The organism is Hoeflea sp. 108 (genome assembly GCF_000372965.1).
Classification (GTDB): domain Bacteria; phylum Pseudomonadota; class Alphaproteobacteria; order Rhizobiales; family Rhizobiaceae; genus Aminobacter.
Genome location: NZ_KB890024.1, coordinates 1851222 through 1868905, shown reverse-complemented (window position 1 = coordinate 1868905; position 17684 = coordinate 1851222). Strand labels below are relative to the sequence as shown.

The following is a 17684-nucleotide window of genomic DNA, read 5'->3' as shown; positions in this document are numbered from 1 at the left end:
TTGGTCTTCGGCAAAGCGGCATGCTAAAAACCGCACAATCCGGAGACCATCGATGAACAAGTTCACCCCCGCCAAGCCAGCCGGCGCGCGTAGCGTCGACGAGATCACCGGCAGCCGACGCCTGCGCCGCATGCGCAAGGCCGACTGGTCGCGCCGCCTCGTGCAGGAAAGCAAGCTGAGCGTCGACGACCTGATCTGGCCGATCTTCATCATCGACGGCGAGAACCGCCGCGAAGCCATACCGGCCATGCCCGGTGTGTTCCGTCTTTCGGTCGATCTCGCGGTCAAGGAAGCGGAGCGCGCGGCAAAGCTCGGCATTCCCGCACTTGCGACCTTTCCGAATGTCGACATGGGCCTGCGCGACCAGACGGGTTCGCACATCCTGGAGCCCGACAACCTGATCAATCGCACGACCCGCGCCATCAAGGCGGCGGTGCCCGAGATCGGCATCATCACCGATGTCGCGCTCGACCCCTTCACCAGCCATGGCCATGATGGCATCCTGCGCGACGGCATCATCGTCAACGACGAGACGGTCGCCCAGGTGGCGGCCGCAGCCGTGCTGCAGGCCGCCGCCGGCGCTGATATGATCGCCCCCTCCGACATGATGGATGGCCGCATCGGCGCGATCCGCGACGCGCTCGACGACAACGGCTTCCAGGACGTGGCGATCATGTCCTATGCGACCAAGTTCGCCTCGGCCTTCTATGGCCCCTATCGCGAGGCGATCGGCACGCAGGGCCTGCTCAAGGGCGACAAGAAGACCTACTATCTCGACCATGCCAATGCCGACGAGGCCATGCGCGAGGCCGAGCAGGACCTGGCGGAGGGCGCCGACATGCTGATGGTCAAGCCCGGCCTGCCCTATCTCGACATCATCCACCGGCTCAAGCAAGAGTTCCGCGTGCCGACCTTCGCCTACCAGGTGTCGGGCGAGTATTCGATGATCAAGGCCGCCGGTGCCAATGGCTGGATAGACGGTGAGAAGGCGATGCTGGAAAGCCTGCTGGCCTTCAAGCGCGCCGGCTGCGACGGCATCCTGACCTATTTCGCGCCCGAGGTGGCGGAGATGCTGAAGGGCTGAACTCCCTCCAAGCATGACGGATACCCATAGCGTTTCTTGAATCCGTCGTAGCAATTCCCATCTGAATACGTGCGCGGGCACGCTCGCCCGCCATAGAGGAAACAATGACCGCACGCGTTCTGGACGGCGAAATCATCACCAGCAGGCTCGACGACGTCAGGGCCTATGACGGGGTGCGGACGCGGCGGATACTGGCGTTCTGCGTCGACTACTTGATCGTCGGCCTTTTGATGATCCCCTTCGCCATCATCATCTTCTTTCTCGGCATCCTGACGCTTGGCCTTGGCTGGGCGCTTTTCGGTCTCCTATTCCCGCTGGTGGCGATCATGTATGTGTGGTCGACGCTGGGCGGCCCGAACCAGGCGACGACAGGCATGCGCATGATGGGTATCCGGCTCGACCGCCTCGACGGGAGGCCGGTCGACGGCATGCTGGCCGTGGTTCACTCGGTGCTTTTCTGGGCCGGCAACGTGGTGCTGACGCCGCTGATCCTGCTGGTGACGCTGTTTTCGGACCGCAAGCGCACTCTGCACGACCTGCTTCTCGGCACTGTGGTGAGCCGCAGCGACCGCTGAAATGAGCAGAAACCGAGTCAAAACCTGCGCTTGCGCCAAAATGTGAAGGCAAAATACCCACTTGCCTTCACATTCATGTTGAAATTTTCGCCGCCAAGGCCAAGCTAGGGGTGTTCGTGGGGAGTCTTCCTGACGCGCAATGACGCAGCATCCTACCCATTCTCCGCAATTCTTCCTGACGGCGCCGTCTCCCTGCCCCTATCTTGAGGGTCAGTTCGAACGGAAGGTGTTTACCCATCTTGTCGGCGACAAGGCGCCTGAAATGAACGACCTGCTGACGCAGGGCGGTTTCAGGCGGTCGCAGAACATTGCCTACCGACCGGCCTGCGAGACCTGCCGAGCCTGTGTTTCGGTCCGCATCCTGGCGCAGGAGTTCCTGCCGACACGCAACATGCGGCGGGTGATCGATCGAAATTCCGATCTTATCGGCGCCATGCACGACGCAGAGCCGTCGACCGAGCAATATTCGCTGTTCCGCTCCTATCTCGACGCTCGCCACCGCAGGGGCGGCATGTCCGACATGACCGTGCTCGACTATGCCATGATGGTCGAGGACACCCATGTGGACACCAAGGTGATCGAATATCGCCGCCGTGGCCCCGACAGCTTCATCACCGGCAAGGGTCAAGGCGAGTTGATGGCGGTTGCGCTGACCGACAAGATGGCCGACGGCCTGTCGATGGTCTATTCCTATTACAACCCGGAAATGGACGAGCGGTCGCTTGGCACCTTCATGATCCTCGACCATATAGCCCGGGCGCGCGCCATGGGCCTGCCCCACGTCTATCTTGGCTACTGGGTCAACGGTTCGCGCAAGATGAACTATAAGGTGCGCTTCACGCCGCAGGAGCATCTCGGCCCCAAGGGCTGGGAACGTTTCGAAGGCTAGAGCTGAACAGTCCGGCCCGTTTTCCACGCTGCCGTCGACCATCTGGCAGAGGGAAACGTGGCGGGCATGCAATCCAATCATTCCAAGGGACTGTTGCTGACCGGGATTGGCGGGCTGGCGCTGACCGTCGACATTCCTCTGATTAAGCTTGCCGCCGGCAACAGTTGGTCGATCCTGATGACACGCAGCGGCGTGACATTCCTTGCGGCGATCGTGATCTGGTCCATCTGGCGTTCGTTCGATCGCAACGCGCCGAAACTCATTCCCGGCAAGGCTGGCCTTGTGGTGGCGAGCCTCTACGGCATCGGCTCGGTGACGTTCATCACCGCCGTCTACAACACGTCTACGGCAAACCTGGTGTTCATCCTCGCCTTCAACACGGTCTTCGCGGCCGCGCTGTCGTGGATATTCCTGCGTGAGAAGCCACGCCCCGCAACCATGCTGGCAATGCTGTTCATGGTCGGCGGCGTTTTGATCATCGTCGGCGGTTCGATCGGCACCGGCCATCTGTTCGGCGACTTCATGGCGGTCTGCTCGGCGTTCTGCATCGCCTCCGCCATCACCATCTCGCGGGCCAGCGGCAAGGACATGGGCTTCACGGCACTTGTCGGCGTGCTTTTCCCCTGTCTGGTTGCGATGTTCATGGTGTCGAAGACAGGCTTCCAGATCGACGCGCCGTGGTGGATCATCTTCAACGGCGCGGTGATAATGCCGATCTCGTTCTTCTGTCTCGCCAATGGCCCGAAATATCTGTCTGGACCGGAGGTCGCGATGTTCTACCTGCTGGAGACGGTGCTGGCGCCAATCTGGGTGTGGATGATCTTTGCCGAGGTGCCGACGACCAACAGCCTGATCGGCGGCGCGATCCTCATCGTCACGCTGGTTGCCCATTCAATCTGGCAGCTTTCCGAAAGCCGCAAGCGCCGCTTCGGCGCCGCCCTCCAGCAGGCGGCTTAACCCAGGCTCAGCCAGCCTGGGTACGCTTCTGCTGGGTTTCGTCCCGCGGCGGCTCGAGCGCCCGGGGTGCCTCGCCTTCCAGCGGGGCGTTGGCGGCAATCAGGGTCGCCTCGTCGGACAATTCGATCTCACGGATCCATTCGCGCCAGATGGCGACCAGCAGCGCCATCAGCACGGGGCCGATGAACAGCCCCAGGAAACCCATCGTCTTGACGCCGCCGATCAGGCCGAAAAAGGTCGGCAGGAACGGCAACTTGATCGGGCCGCCGACCAGCTTTGGACGCAGGGTCTTGTCGACAATGAAGAGTTCTATCGAGCCCCATGCGAACAGGGCTACGCCTGCCACGGGCGAGCCGCTGGCGACCAGGTAGATCGACACCAGGGTGAAGGCCAGCGGCGCGCCTCCGGGAATCAGAGCCATGAAGCCGGTGAGCACGCCAAGCGTGACTGGCGAGGGTACGCCGGCAATCCAGTATGCGACGCCCAGCACCACGCCTTCGCCGATGGCGATCAGTGTCATTCCCGTGACTGTCGCGCTGATCGTCTTGGGCACGACGCGCGAGATGCGCTCCCAGCGCATCGGCAGGATGCGCTCGCCGAGACGGTCGAGCTGGCCGACGAAATGCTCGCCATCGCGATAGGTGAAAAACAGTGCAATCAACATGAACAGCAACGTCAGCAGAATGCCGAAGGCGCTGCCGCCGGCGGCGAGCACGCCGCGATAGATGGTGCCTATGTTGGCGCCGCTGACGATCTGGATCAGTTCGCCGATCGAGCCGGGATGGCCGATGTAGCGCGTCCACTGCTCGTTCAGCCATTCGCCCGCTATGGGCAAATTGGCGATCCACAGAGGCGTCGGCGCGCCATGCCGGTTGGTGTCTACGGCCCAGCTGAACCATTCGCGGATTTCATTGATGGCGTAGGTCGAGGCGAACGAGATCGGCACCACGAGGAAAGCGATGATGAACAGCAGCGCCAGCGTGGCGCCGATGGTCCTGTTGCCATCAACGGCGACCAGCAAACGCCGATAGAGCGGCCAGCTGGCAAAGGCGATGACGAGCGCCGCAAGCACCGGCACGAGGAAGCCGTGGAAGAAGTAGATGCCCGCCGCAACGATCAGAACCAGAAGCCAGCGCGCCGCCGACAATGGCGGTACAAGGGCTGCCCGCAGAGGCGTCGCCGGGCCGAGCAATCTCGGTTCGCGTTCTGGTTTGCGTGGGTCTTTCGCGTTCAAGGGCCTTGATCTCCTCGGCCCTGCAGTGGACCCGTGTTGCACGCCCGGCGACAGCAAGGTCGCCGGTGCGAGGATCATAGTGCCTTATACATCGCCACGCACGAAAACTTTGTGACCGGGCTTAAGTCCCGTGCCATCAGCCGAAGCGGCCGGTGCGCGGGAAGCCCTTGGGCACCATGCGGCCGGCGGTCGCGCGCGTGCCGATCCATTCCATCAGCTCTTCACGCGTCCGTGTGAAGGTGCGCTCGGCCGAATCCTGCCATGTGAGGCCAGCCTCCATGGCGAAAGTCTTCAGGTCGAGCACCCCGCCATCCTTGTATTTCTGCAGGCGGACACCCTTGCCGCGGGTCATCTCGGGGATTTCCTGCAAGGCAAACACAAGCATCTTGCGGTTTTCGCCGACGATGGCGACGTGATCGCCGGCCAGCGGCACGCACAGCTTGGCTTCATCCGGTGTCTTGATGTTCATCACCTGCTTGCCCTTGCGGGTGTTGGCGACGACCTCTTCCTCTGGCACCACGAACCCATTGCCTTCGTAGCTGGCCAAAAGCAGTTTGCGCTTGGGATCGTGGACAAAGGCAGTGACGATGTCCTGGTCGTTTTCCATGTCGACGATGATGCGGATCGGCTCGCCGTGGCCGCGGCCGCCCGGCAGTCGGTCGGCGCCGATGGTGTAGAATTTTCCGCCCGTGGTGAAGACCAGAATCTTGTCTGTCGTCTGGGCATGGAAGGCGAGCTTGAGGCTGTCGCCCTCCTTGAAGGACAGCTGCGAGAAGTCGGCGAGATGCCCCTTCATCGCTCGCAGCCAGCCTTTTTCGGAGACGACGACCGTCACCGGCTCCTTCTCGATCATCGCGTGCTGGATGTCGGTCAGGTCGTGGTCGGGCGCATCGGTGAACCTGGTGCGTCGGCGGCCAAGCTCGGTCTCAGGTCCGTAATGCTCGCGAACCTGGCTCACTTCCCACTTGATGGTCGCCCACTGCTTGGTGTCGGATGCCAGCAGCGCTTCGATCTGCTTCTTCTCGGTGCTGAGTGCGTCGTGCTCTTTGCGGATCTCGAATTCCTCGAGCTTGCGCAACGCCCTCAGGCGCATGTTGAGGATGGCCTCGGCCTGATTGTCGGTCAGGTCCCAGCGCGCCATCATGGCACGCTTGGGCTCATCCTCCTCGCGGATGATGCGGATGACCTCATCGATGTTGAGATAGGCGATCAGGTAGCCGCCGAGGATTTCCAGCCGCTTCTCGATCTCGCCGAGGCGGAACTTCGAGCGGCGGACCAGCACCTCGCGGCGGTGGTCGAGCCATTCGCGCAGCACGCTCTTCAGCGACAGCACGTTCGGCACCTTGCCGCGCGACAAGACATTCATGTTGAGCGGGAAGCGGCTTTCAAGCTCGGTGAGCTTGTAGAGCGATTCCATCAACAGGCCCGGATCGACCGTTCGGCTCTTGGGCACCAGGACGACGCGGATGTCTTCAGCACTTTCGTCGCGGATGTCTTCAAGCAAGGGCAACTTGCGGGCGATCAGCAGCTCGGCGATCTTTTCGATCAGCCGCGCCTTCTGCACACCATAGGGGATCTGGGTGACGACAATGTTCCAGGTGCCCCTGCCCTGATCCTCCTGCTCCCACATGGCGCGGACGCGGAAGCCGCCGCGACCGGTCTCATAGGCATTGACGATGGTCGCCCAGTCGTCATCGATGCTGCCGCCGGTGGGGAAATCGGGACCGCGCACCTTGCAAGCAAAGCGCTGCTCGGGATCGTCCTTGATACGGTCCCACTCGCCCGGCGAGGTCATCAGGTCGGTGACCGAGGCTTCGGGATTGTCTATGAGGTAGAGGGCAGCACTGCACAGCTCGGCCGCATTGTGCGGCGGGATCGACGTCGCCATGCCAACCGCGATGCCGGACGAGCCATTGGCGAGCAGGTTGGGGAACGCGCCCGGCAGGACGACAGGCTCTTCGTCCTCCTCGTTATAGGTCGGGCGGTAATCGACCGCGTCCTCGGTGATGCCTTCGAGCAGCGAGACCGACACCTCGGTCATGCGCGCTTCGGTGTAGCGCATCGCAGCAGCGCTATCGCCATCGATGTTGCCGAAGTTGCCCTGCCCGTCGACGAGCGGATAGCGGACCGAAAAATCCTGCGCCAGGCGCACCAGCGCGTCATAGATAGACTGGTCGCCATGCGGGTGGAACTTGCCCATGACCTCGCCGACGATGCGGGCGCATTTGGCAAAGCCCTGGTCCGGGTTGAGCCTGAGCAGCCGCATGGCATGCATGATGCGGCGATGAACCGGCTTCAGCCCGTCGCGCACGTCGGGCAGCGCCCGATGCATGATGGTCGACAGCGCATAGGCGAGATAGCGCTCTTCGAGCGCCTTCTTGAGGTCGACCGGTTCGATGTTGTCACTGCCGCCAGCAGGCGGCACAAGCCCTTTTCCCATGGGGTTTGGACTAACGGAACGGGCGATTCGCAGCAAGCCTTGTCGGCAAAAGCAAGGGCGGATGGCGCCCGGATGCGACAAATTTCTCCGCTCGCTAAAGTAGCATTCTCTGGATCAGCGGCTCATTCACCATTTTTACGCGTGTTGCATTGCAGCGATTGCCTTTTTCGCCGAATTGCGGCCATTGTCGCCACGGTGCCTTCTTCCAGTCCAGTTCGTGACGGACGAAAGGCGAAACGATTCCTCACAGTCTCAGGGAACCATGATGACGCAACACCGCTCTGCATTCCGCAAGCTCGCACTTACAACCTTTCTCGTGGCCTTGCCGCTGCATGGCGCATTTGCGCAGGACGCCACGGCGGTCGCCGAGCGGCTGAAAGGCCTGATGGCCCTGCAGAACGTGACCCTCGGCTGGAGCGGCGTGTCCGGCGACGCATCCGAGATGGTGCTCGAAGGCACCACGATCACGGTGGCGGGCGAGGACAAGCCCTTCGAAATCGGTAAGCTGACGCTCAGCGGGGTCACTGAGGAGAATGGCGGCTACAAGATCGAGACGATCAGCACCGAGCCGTACAATCTCAACAAGGACGGTGCGACGGTCGACGTGAGCGAGTTCACGCTCGGCAACGTTTCGCTGCCGGCAGAAGGCTCCACCGAGCCGCTCGGCTCCATCATGATGTACGAGACGGCGGCACTCGAGAATGTCAGCATCAAGGTCGGCGACAAGCAGGCCTTCCAGATGAGCAACTTCGAGGCCCAGATCACGCCGCCGAAGGATGGCAAGGCGATGGACTTCACCGGCGGCGCCGAGAAGTTCACGGCCGATCTCAGTCTCGTCGAGGACCCCAAGTCCAAGGAAGTGATCGACGCTCTCGGCTATCAGGCGATCAGCGGCAGCTTCGACATGGCCGGCACATGGCAGCCGACCGACGGCAACATGGCGCTGACCAAGTACGACATCACCGTCGACAACGCCGGCACGCTGGGCATGACCTTCGACCTCGGCGGCTACACGCTGGCCTTCCTGAAGTCGGTGCAGGACCTGCAGAAGCAGATGGCTGCCCAGCCTGAGGGTGCCGACAATTCGGCCCAGGGCCTGGCCATGCTCGGCCTGATGCAGCAGCTGACCTTCAACGCGGCAACGGTGCGCTTCGACGACGACTCGATCACCAACAAGGTGCTCGACTACGTCGCCAAGCAGCAGGGCATGACGGCCAAGGACATTGCCAACCAGGCCAAGGCGATCGTGCCGTTCATGATGATGGAGCTCAACAACGCCGAGCTGACGAAGCAGGTGACGGACGCCGTGACGGCCTATCTAGACGACCCGAAGTCGCTCGAGATCGCGGCCAAGCCCGGTTCGCCGGTTCCGTTCGCGCTGCTGGCCGCCAACGGCATGGCCAACCCGAAGGAACTGCCGAACACGCTCGGCCTCACGGTCAAGGCCAACCAGGACTGATCCTGGCTGCTCCAGCCTGAAACGAAAAAGCCCGGCAACGATGCCGGGCTTTTTTGTAGTGACTTTATCGAGTCGAAAGAGTCGCTTGCGCTGATGTCTTAAGCTTCTTTCTTGGCCACAGCGACGCGCAGCGACAGCTCGCGCAGCTGCTGCGGCGTGGCTTCGGCCGGAGCGTTCATCAGCAGATCCTGCGCCTGCTGGTTCATCGGGAACAGCGTCACTTCACGCAGGTTCTTTGCCCCGACGAGCAGCATGATGACGCGATCGACACCGGCAGCCATGCCGCCATGCGGCGGCGCGCCGTACTGGAAGGCGCGGTAGAGGCCGCCGAACTGCTCTTCGACCTCTTCGCGCGTCTTGCCGGTCAGTTCGAACGCCTTGACCATCAGCTCGGGCAGCTGGTTGCGGATCGAACCGGATGCGATTTCGAAGCCGTTGCAGACCATGTCGTATTGATAGGCCTTGATGGTCAGCGGGTCCTGGTTGGTCAGCGCATCCAGGCCGCCCTGCGGCATTGAGAACGGGTTGTGGGCGAAGTCGATCTTCTTTTCGTCTTCCAGCCATTCGTAGAACGGGAAGTCGATGATCCAGCAAAGCTCGAAGCGGTCGCGGTCGACGAGGTTCAATTCCTCACCTGCGCGCGTGCGGGCGGCACCTGCAAACGAGACGAACTTCTTGGGGTCGCCAGCAACGAAGAATGCCGCGTCACCATCCGACAGGCCAAGCTGCTGGCGGATCGCCTCAGTGCGCTCTTCGCCGATGTTCTTGGCAATCGGGCCTGCTCCCTCGAGCTTGTCGCCTTCCTTGCGCCAGAAGATATAGCCGAGGCCCGGCTGGCCCTCGCTTTGCGCCCAGGCGTTCATGCGGTCGCAGAATGCGCGGCTGCCGCCTGTTTTGGCCGGGATCGCCCAGACTTCAACCTTCGGGTCCGAGGCGATCATGCCCGCGAACACCTTGAAGCCCGAGCCATCGAAATGCCTGGTGACTTCCTGGAGCTCGATCGGGTTGCGCAGGTCGGGCTTGTCGCTGCCGTAGGTGCGCAGCGCCGTGTCATAAGGAATGCGGCGGAACTTCTGGGTGACCGGCTTGCCATCGGCAAACTTCTCGAACACGCCGCGCATCACCGGCTCCATCGTGTTCCAGACGTCTTCCTGGGTCACGAAGCTCATTTCGAGGTCGAGCTGATAGAATTCGCCCGGCAGGCGGTCGGCGCGCGGGTCTTCGTCGCGGAAGCACGGCGCGATCTGGAAATAGCGGTCAAAGCCAGCGACCATCAACAGCTGCTTGTACTGCTGCGGGGCCTGCGGCAGCGCGAAAAACTTGCCCGGATGGATGCGGGACGGCACCAGGAAGTCGCGAGCGCCTTCCGGCGACGAAGCCGTCAGGATCGGCGTCGAATATTCGGTGAAGCCTTCGGCGCCCATGCGGTTGCGCATTTCGGCGATGATCTTGGTGCGCGCGACAATGTTCTTGTGCAGCGTTTCACGACGCAGGTCGAGGAAGCGGTACTTGAGGCGGATGTCTTCAGGATATTCCGGCTCGCCGAACACCGGCAGCGGCAATTCCTTGGAAACCGACAGCACCTCGATTTCCTTGGCGAAGACTTCGATCTCGCCGGTCGGCAGGTTGCCGTTGACGGCCTCGGCCATGCGCGCCTTGACCTCGCCATCGACGCGGATGACCCACTCGCCGCGCACGGTCTCGGCGACCTTGAAGGCGGGCGAATCAGGATCGGCGACGATCTGCGTCAGGCCATAATGATCGCGCATGTCGATGAACAGCAGGCCGCCGTGGTCGCGGACGCGGTGCACCCAGCCGGACAGGCGGACGGCGGAGCCGACGTCGGATTTCCTCAATTGTGCGCAGGTGTGGCTGCGGTAACGGTGCATGGCAAAGTTCCGGTTCGGGCTATTGTTGCGCGGCGCCGTCAGCGCCTGATGCGCCGGGGCCTAAAATTCGCGCGAAAAGCGCATGCGTACCCGGCTTTGTCAAGGTAAAGCGGTTTTTAGACCGCCTTAGAGTGGGGTCAAAACCGCTTCTTGAGCCACACCCTGGAATGACCGACCGGATAATCGTCGATGCGGCCGAACTCCTCATATCCCTGCCGCTTGTAGAACTCCGGCGCCTGGAACGTATACGAATCGAGATGGACGCCGATGCAGCGGCGCTGGCGGGCTTCTTCCTCTGCTTCGGCAAGAAGCTGCGTGCCGAGGCCACTGCCGCGATGCTGAGGTCCGATCCACAGCCACTCGACGAACAGCCAGGTGTATTCGGACGAGCCCTTGAGGCCGCCTGCGACCATGCCCTGGCCGTCGCGGGCGACGATCCACAGATCCTGGTCGTTGTGCGGCCCGGCCGCCTTGTGGTTGTAGGCATTAAGCCCGTCGCCGATGAGGCTTGCGGTTTCGCTGTCGATGCTCGTGCTGACGGTCAGCGTGGTCATATCAGGCTCCCTGCGCTCTGAGGGCGGGAGCGCAAGCTATCCGCTACCTGAAAGCCAAGGTTGGCGCAGCCGACGAAATATGTCGCACCAGTGACGGTAAGACGTTGACCGGTCGGGGTAACTGTAGCCAAGTCAGGTTTTTGTCGCGCTGTCGAATGTACTCCATACGCCCCCTGATCCCCCTTCTCATCACGGCTGGCATCTTGCTGGGCGGCAACGGCCTGCAGGGTACGCTGATCGCATTGCGCGGCGCCCAGGAAGGCTTCACGCCCGCAACCATCGGGCTGATGGGAACGGCCTATTTCATCGGCTTCCTTTTGGGCTGCATCTTCATCACCCGGATGATGAAGGCCGTCGGCCACGTTCGCGCCTTCGCCACCCTTGCAGCCATCGCCGCGGCCGCGACGCTGACGCTGGTGCTGATCATTGATCCGTTCATGTGGTCGCTGATCCGCTTCACCACAGGTTTCTGCTTTGCCGGACTCTTCACGGTGATGGAAAGCTGGCTCAACTCCGGCGCCTCCAACCACGATCGCGCCCGGGTGCTGGCGATTTACCGCATCATCGACATCGGCTCGGTAACGGGCGCGCAGTTCATGATCCCCGTCTTCGGCGCTGGCGGCTTCACCATCTTCGCCATCATGTCGATCATGATCACGCTGTCGCTGGTGCCGGTGTCGCTCGGCGACCGCTCCAACCCGACACCGCCCGAAGACGTCAAGCTCGACCTCAAGCGCGCCTGGCAGATTTCGCCGCTTGGCGCCGTGGGCTGCATCTTTGTCGGCATAACCAACAGCGCCTTCCGCACGATGAGCCCGATCTATGCCGAGCAGATCGGCATGTCGGTGACCGACGTCGTCACCTTCGTCAGCGTCGGCATCATCGGCGGCGCCCTGATCCAGTACCCGCTCGGCTATCTTTCAGATCTGTGGGATCGGCGGCTTGTGCTGCTCGTCACCACCGCCGGTGCGATGATCTCGGCGCTGATGCTCGTGTTTCTCGCCGGCAACTCGACGATTGCCAACTTCGCGCTCGTCTTCGTCTTCGGCTCGTTTGCGATGCCGCTCTACTCGCTGTCGGCAGCACACGCCAACGACCGGGCCGAGAAAGGCGAGTTCGTACTGGTGAACGCAGCGCTGATGCTGTTCTACTCGGTGGGGGCGATTGCCGGACCGCTGGTCGCCTCGCTGTTCATGGAACGCTATGGGCCGCATTCGCTGTTTGCCTTCGCGGCCAGCATCTACCTCATCTTCATCGTCGTCATCGCCTACCGCATGGGCGCGCGCTCTCCTGTGCCCGCCGGACATCGCAGCCGATTCTTCGCCCTGTTGAGGACATCGCCGATTTTCGCCCGTTTTGCCGGCCGCACGGGCAATGGCAACGATTCAAATGCCGTCTAACCGTTGGACGGCGCGACGAACGCTTGACGAATGGGCGCGTGGCTGAAATGGAAAGACAACGCGTTCTGACCAAAGCAATATTATGCATGTAATAACGACCCAGGAAGAACTCGAAACTGCCGTAGCCGCGCTCGAAAAGTCCAATTTCGTTACGGTCGACACCGAGTTCATTCGCGAAACCACTTTCTGGCCCGAGCTCTGCCTGATCCAGATGGCGGCACCCGGCGTGTCGGCGCTTGTCGACCCCCTGGCGCCCGGCCTCGATCTTGCGCCGTTCTTCCGGCTGATGGGCAACGAAGCGGTGACCAAGGTGTTCCATGCCGCCCGGCAGGACATCGAAATCATCTTCCACCTGGGCAATCTCATTCCGCACCCTGTCTTCGACACCCAGGTGGCGGCGATGGTCTGCGGCTTCGGCGACAGCGTCTCTTACGAGCAGATCGTGCAGAAGGTGACGGGCGGCCGCATCGACAAGTCGTCGCGCTTCACCGACTGGCGACACCGCCCGCTGTCGGAAAAGCAGCTCGACTATGCGCTGGCCGATGTCACCCATCTCATCGGCGTCTACGAGCACCTCAAGACCGAACTGGAGCGCGAGAACCGCGCCCACTGGCTGAACGAGGAAATGGAGGTCCTGACCTCCCGCGATACTTACGACCCGCATCCTGAGGATGCCTGGAAGCGGCTGAAGATGCGGCTGCGCAAGCCGCAGGAGCTCGCCATCGTGCAGGCGGTTGCCGCCTGGCGCGAGCGCGAGGCGCGCGATCGCAACGTGCCGCGCGGCCGCGTGCTCAAGGACGACGCCATCTACGAAATCGCCCAGCAGGCGCCTCGCGATGCCACAGCACTCTCCCGGCTGCGCACCACGCCCAAGGGCTGGGAGCGCTCGTCGCCGGCAGCGTCATTGCTTGCCGTGGTCAATGCGGCACTCGACATTCCGCGCGACCAGATGCCCCGCCTACCCAAGACGTTCCAGCCGCCGGAAGGCTCGAGCGCCGCAGCCGAACTGCTCAAGGTCCTGCTCAGGCTGGTTTCCGAAAAGGAAGGCGTAGCGACCAAAGTGCTTGCTTCGGGCGACGACATCGACCGCATCGCCGCCGAAGGCGAAGCCGCCGACGTGCCTGCCCTGCAGGGCTGGCGCCGTGCCGTGTTCGGCGAATCGGCGCTCCGGCTGGTGCGCGGCGAGATCGCCATCAAGTTCGACAAGCGCCGCATCGCGATCTTCGACATCGAGGGCTGAGGCGCAGAGCCTCGCCCCCTCCTCTTCCTAGACTGCGCCTGCGAGGTGCAGCGCAAACCAGATCCACAACAACGCCAGGAGCGCTGCGCCGAGGATGAATGCCCGGCTGCGGAACTTGACCCTGTTGGTGGTCAGGTGGAACCAGGCATGCGCATAGCGCGTCGTCACGAACAGCCAGGCCAGAACGAGCGCGACATAAGACACGCCTGACGTCATGTAGAGCGACAGGCAGGCGGCGTAGAAGAGCACCGGCAATTCGAACTGGTTGATGATGTTGTTGGCGGCGGTGATGCTCGATTCGGGCTCGGCAGCGCGCGTCTTGAACTGATTGATGCGGGCCTCGCCCGAGCGGACCGCGTTCCGGCGCCGCGCCGAAAGCACGCCATAGACGATATAGACCAGCAAGACTTGCGCAAGCATGGGCCAGAAGATGGCAGTTTGGTTCATCAGCTTTCCTCGGATCAGCGATCTATTTCAGGTTAAGCTCAAGCATTGCATGCCCGCTGTGCTTAATGGAGAATTTACAGGTTTCGGCTGAAGCTTTCCCAACGCAGTTCAATGATCGACCGAACATGATGCTTCCGGCAACTGCCAATCGTTATCAGCCTGCCCTGACTGTCATTCAGTCGGCAACCTACGCACGCGAGCGCGCGATGCGCGAGGACCTTCGGGGTTCGGGTCTGGGCTTGGCGCCGCTCAACGGAATGGCACCGGCAACGCCGGCGCGTCCAAAGGACATGCAGGCGATCAACGAACACTATTTCGGCATCAGTCTGACGCCGATGGAAGCAATGTTCGCAATGGTCGAGAGGGCCGTCGACTATCTCAACGGCAAGATGGGTGTCGGCCGTGACGGCGATCCAAAGGCCGTCGAGGAAGGCAACAGCTGGCGCGACAAGGCTCTGATCAAGAGTATCGGCGTCGGCTCGCAGGACGATTTTTCGATCCCGAAACCCGGCGAGAACGGCGTTACCTTTCGTGCCGTCGCCAAGCTCGTCCTCGAAAAATTCAAGACCGAGTTTCTGGCAAGCGACAGCGGTCTCAGGAAGATGCTTGAGGATGCCATTGGCTTCCGCCTCGGCGGCATGAACGTCGTCGACCTCTTCGAAGCATTCGCCGAACCTGAAGGCGAGTCCGCAAAAAGGGTCTACGAGGCGGTATCGGAAGGGCTTGCCGGCCAGGCCGGCAGCAAGGCGTCGCAACGGTTGGAAGCAGTCACTTGGGGAGCCAAGTCGGTCGAAGAGACGCTCGTTGGCCAGAAGAAATCCTCGATCGACGTCGTTGACGAGGAAACGACCGCCGAGGATTTGAAGGCCATCGAGACCGCCGAAGCCAAGGAAAAGCTCGAGGAAGCGGCAGCCATTCCGGAGAAAGTCCAGAAGGCACTGAAGGAAGCCCAGGCGAGCAAGGAACCGTCGGGCGCGGACGGTTCACAGGCGGCACAGGCCATTGTCCAGGCACTGAGCGGCATAAGTGGAGCCGCATCCTCTTGGCAGACTGCGCCCGTCGAGGATGGCCACGAGCCGGATCTGGACCTGACGGCCATGTCCCTGGACGCCGCCAGGAAGGACCGCAACGAACGCACTAGGGGCGAAACCCTGCGCGGGTTGCTTGCCCACTACCTCGAGTTCATCGACGGATCGGTCTCCGAGAAGAAGCAGAAAATCTCGATACGGCTGTGAGCCGATCAGCTGGCCCCGTGGCTTCCGAGGTCAGCTGAATTCGGCCGCGCTCGCCTCGCCGCCAGGACAAGGGCCGCGATTGTAATGACCGGCACCGCCAGGAATGCAAACTTGACGACGATCAGACCGGATGCGAGCGCCATCGCCTCGGCACCAGCCGATGGCGGGTCGGAGAGGATGCGCGCGACGACGAGGTTCTGGGCGTAATCCGATATCGTGTAAGGCAGCACCAGAACCAGCGCGAGGGTTGCCCGCAGGCGATCCGACAGGGTTGAAAAGCGCGGTAGGCGATCTCCTGACTTGAGGATCAGACTGACCAGCGTGGCCGACAGCAATGTCGGGAAGACCAGATCGAAGGTAAGGTAATGCCAGACCAGGATGGTCTCGGCGCCGGGGCGACCGAGGCCCGCCACCCAGGCAAAGCCCTCGCTCTCGGAAAAACCCGAGAACCGGAGATCGAGCGACGACATGCCGCCGCTCAATCTGCGGAAGTAGAGGAACTCCAGCATCGTCATGGCGGCGAAGACCGCCGCCGAGGCGAAGCTGAGTGCGGCTGCGTGTCGGCGCAGCCTGAGGATCGTTTGGATCACGCGCCGCCCGGGTAATTCGGGCTTTCGCGGGTGATGGTCACGTCATGGGCGTGGCTTTCGCGCAAGCCGGCATTGGAGATGCGCACGAAGGTAGCGCGCTGGCGGAAGTCCTCGAGATCGCGGCCGCCGACATAACCCATGGCCGCCTTGAGGCCACCGGCGAGCTGGTGCAGCACGCCTGCAACCGGGCCCTTGTAGGGGACCTGGCCCTCGATCCCCTCGGGCACGAGCTTGAGCGTGTCGCGCACCTCGGCCTGGAAGTAGCGGTCGGCCGAACCGCGCGCCATGGCGCCCACCGAACCCATGCCGCGATAGGCCTTGAAGGAGCGGCCCTGGTGTAGATAGACCTCGCCCGGGCTCTCGTCGGTGCCGGCCAGCAGCGAGCCGATCATGGCCGCTCCAGCGCCGGCGGCGAGCGCCTTGGCGAGATCGCCCGAGAACTTGATGCCGCCGTCGGCCACCACAGTGACATTCGACTTCTGCGCCGCTTCCACCGCCGACATGATTGCCGAAAGCTGCGGCACGCCGACGCCGGCGACGATGCGGGTGGTGCAGATCGAGCCGGGGCCGATGCCAACCTTGACCGCATCGGCGCCCGCGTCGATCAGCGCCTGGGCGCCCTCGGCGGTTGCGACGTTGCCGGCCATGATGCGGACCGAATTCGAGATCTTCTTGGCGCGGGCAACGGCGTCGAGGACGCGCTGCGAATGGCCGTGGGCGGTGTCGATGACCAGAAGGTCGACGCCTGCATCGATCAGGCGCTCGGCACGCTCGAAGCCGTCATCGCCGACGCTGGTGGCGGCGGCAGCGCGCAGGCGGCCCTGCGAATCCTTGGTGGCATTGGGGTTGAGCTGCGACTTCTCGATGTCCTTGACAGTGATGAGACCGACGCAATTGCCCTGCTTGTCTACGACCAGCAGCTTTTCGATGCGGTGCTTATGCAGGAGGCGCTTCGCCTCTTCCTGATCGACGTTCTCCTTGACCGTGATCAGGTTCTCGCGCGTCATCAGCTCGTAGACCTTCTGGGCGGGGTCCGAAGCGAAACGCACGTCGCGATTGGTGAGGATGCCGACCAGACGGCCGGTCTTCTGACCGCCGGTGCCACCGTTCTCGACGACCGGAATGCCCGAAATCGTATAGTGGCGCATCAAGGACAGCGCGTCGGCGAGCGTGGCATCCGGCCCGATGGTGACCGGGTTGATGACCATGCCCGATTCGAACTTCTTGACCTGGCGGACCTGCTCGGCCTGCTCGGCCGGCGTGAAATTGCGATGGATGACGCCGATGCCGCCGGCCTGGGCCATGGCAATGGCGAGGCGCGCCTCGGTGACCGTGTCCATGGCGGCCGAGATGATCGGCACGTTGAGGTCGATATCACCGGCGATGCGGGTGCGGATATCTGTCTCGCCGGGCATGACTTCCGAATGACCGGGCTGCAGCAGCACGTCGTCAAAAGTGAGCGCCAGCGCGCCGGTGGAGGATTCGATGATTTTCGCCATGGCCACTCCTTACATATGTGCAGAAAAGGGAATGCGAAAAAGGGCGCTGGAACCAAAGGTATGCAGCGCCGACTCCTCAATTTCCCTTTCAGGATTGGCGCTGGCTGGTAACACGTCTTCGCGCCAATGAAAAGCGCGCGTTGCAGGCCAATCGACGCAGCAGGGATCGCCACCGCTTGCGCCGACTCACTT

General features: G+C 62.5%; 15 protein-coding genes. 8 read left to right on the top strand and 7 right to left on the bottom strand.

From position 1 onward, the window contains the following. Positions 1-52: 52 nt before the first annotated feature. From hemB to B015_RS0108935, 4 genes are all read left to right on the top strand, one after another. The gene (hemB, locus tag B015_RS0108950) at positions 53-1084 is read left to right on the top strand and encodes a porphobilinogen synthase (RefSeq protein WP_018427349.1); all 1032 of its coding nucleotides are present in this window, start codon (positions 53-55) and stop codon (positions 1082-1084) included. 104 nt (positions 1085-1188) lie between these two features. Further along, positions 1189-1659, top strand: a complete 471-nt coding sequence (locus B015_RS0108945) for an RDD family protein (protein ID WP_018427348.1) — start codon at positions 1189-1191, stop codon at positions 1657-1659. Positions 1660-1798: 139 nt separating this feature from the next. Next, positions 1799-2548: an arginyltransferase gene (locus B015_RS0108940; protein ID WP_018427347.1), complete on the top strand. Its 750-nt coding sequence runs from the start codon at positions 1799-1801 to the stop codon at positions 2546-2548. A gap of 66 nt (positions 2549-2614) precedes the next feature. Then, the gene (locus B015_RS0108935; protein WP_018427346.1) at positions 2615-3505 is read left to right on the top strand and encodes a DMT family transporter; all 891 of its coding nucleotides are present in this window, start codon (positions 2615-2617) and stop codon (positions 3503-3505) included. Between the two features lie 7 nt (positions 3506-3512). Here the strand turns inward: B015_RS0108935 and B015_RS0108930 are convergent, their stop codons facing one another. After that, the gene (locus tag B015_RS0108930; RefSeq protein ID WP_026227056.1) at positions 3513-4739 is read right to left on the bottom strand and encodes an AI-2E family transporter; all 1227 of its coding nucleotides are present in this window, start codon (positions 4737-4739) and stop codon (positions 3513-3515) included. Between the two features lie 136 nt (positions 4740-4875). Further along, positions 4876-7179, bottom strand: coding sequence for a DNA topoisomerase IV subunit A (parC, locus tag B015_RS0108925; protein WP_018427344.1), 2304 nt, complete (start codon positions 7177-7179; stop codon positions 4876-4878). A gap of 262 nt (positions 7180-7441) precedes the next feature. Here parC and B015_RS0108920 point away from each other — a divergent pair, with 262 nt between their 5' ends. Further along, positions 7442-8638, top strand: a complete 1197-nt coding sequence (locus tag B015_RS0108920; RefSeq protein WP_018427343.1) for a hypothetical protein — start codon at positions 7442-7444, stop codon at positions 8636-8638. 98 nt (positions 8639-8736) lie between these two features. Here the strand turns inward: B015_RS0108920 and aspS are convergent, their stop codons facing one another. Further along, positions 8737-10527: an aspartate--tRNA ligase gene (gene aspS / locus B015_RS0108915; protein ID WP_026227054.1), complete on the bottom strand. Its 1791-nt coding sequence runs from the start codon at positions 10525-10527 to the stop codon at positions 8737-8739. Positions 10528-10664: 137 nt separating this feature from the next. Next, positions 10665-11081, bottom strand: coding sequence for a GNAT family N-acetyltransferase (locus tag B015_RS0108910; protein ID WP_018427341.1), 417 nt, complete (start codon positions 11079-11081; stop codon positions 10665-10667). A 155-nt stretch (positions 11082-11236) separates the two neighbouring features. On the opposite strand from B015_RS0108910, the gene B015_RS0108905 reads away from it, so the two are divergent. Continuing rightward, on the top strand, positions 11237-12481 hold the full coding sequence (locus tag B015_RS0108905) for an MFS transporter (protein ID WP_018427340.1): 1245 nt from the start codon (positions 11237-11239) through the stop codon (positions 12479-12481). A gap of 82 nt (positions 12482-12563) precedes the next feature. Beyond that, entirely contained in the window at positions 12564-13721 is a 1158-nt protein-coding gene (rnd, locus tag B015_RS0108900; protein ID WP_018427339.1) for a ribonuclease D, read from the top strand. A 27-nt stretch (positions 13722-13748) separates the two neighbouring features. On the opposite strand, the gene B015_RS0108895 is transcribed toward rnd, so the two are convergent. Further along, complete coding sequence (locus B015_RS0108895; protein ID WP_018427338.1) at positions 13749-14168, bottom strand: MAPEG family protein; 420 nt, start codon at positions 14166-14168, stop codon at positions 13749-13751. 125 nt (positions 14169-14293) lie between these two features. Between B015_RS0108895 and B015_RS0108890 the strand changes: the two genes are divergently transcribed. Next, a complete protein-coding gene (locus B015_RS0108890) occupies positions 14294-15403 on the top strand; it encodes a hypothetical protein (RefSeq protein WP_018427337.1) in 1110 nt (369 codons plus the stop codon). A gap of 5 nt (positions 15404-15408) precedes the next feature. On the opposite strand, the gene B015_RS0108885 is transcribed toward B015_RS0108890, so the two are convergent. Next, positions 15409-15993, bottom strand: a complete 585-nt coding sequence (locus B015_RS0108885) for a hypothetical protein (protein WP_018427336.1) — start codon at positions 15991-15993, stop codon at positions 15409-15411. Then, entirely contained in the window at positions 15990-17492 is a 1503-nt protein-coding gene (guaB, locus tag B015_RS0108880; protein WP_018427335.1) for an IMP dehydrogenase, read from the bottom strand. The genes B015_RS0108885 and guaB overlap by 4 nt, the downstream gene beginning before the upstream one ends. Positions 17493-17684 lie beyond the last annotated feature (192 nt).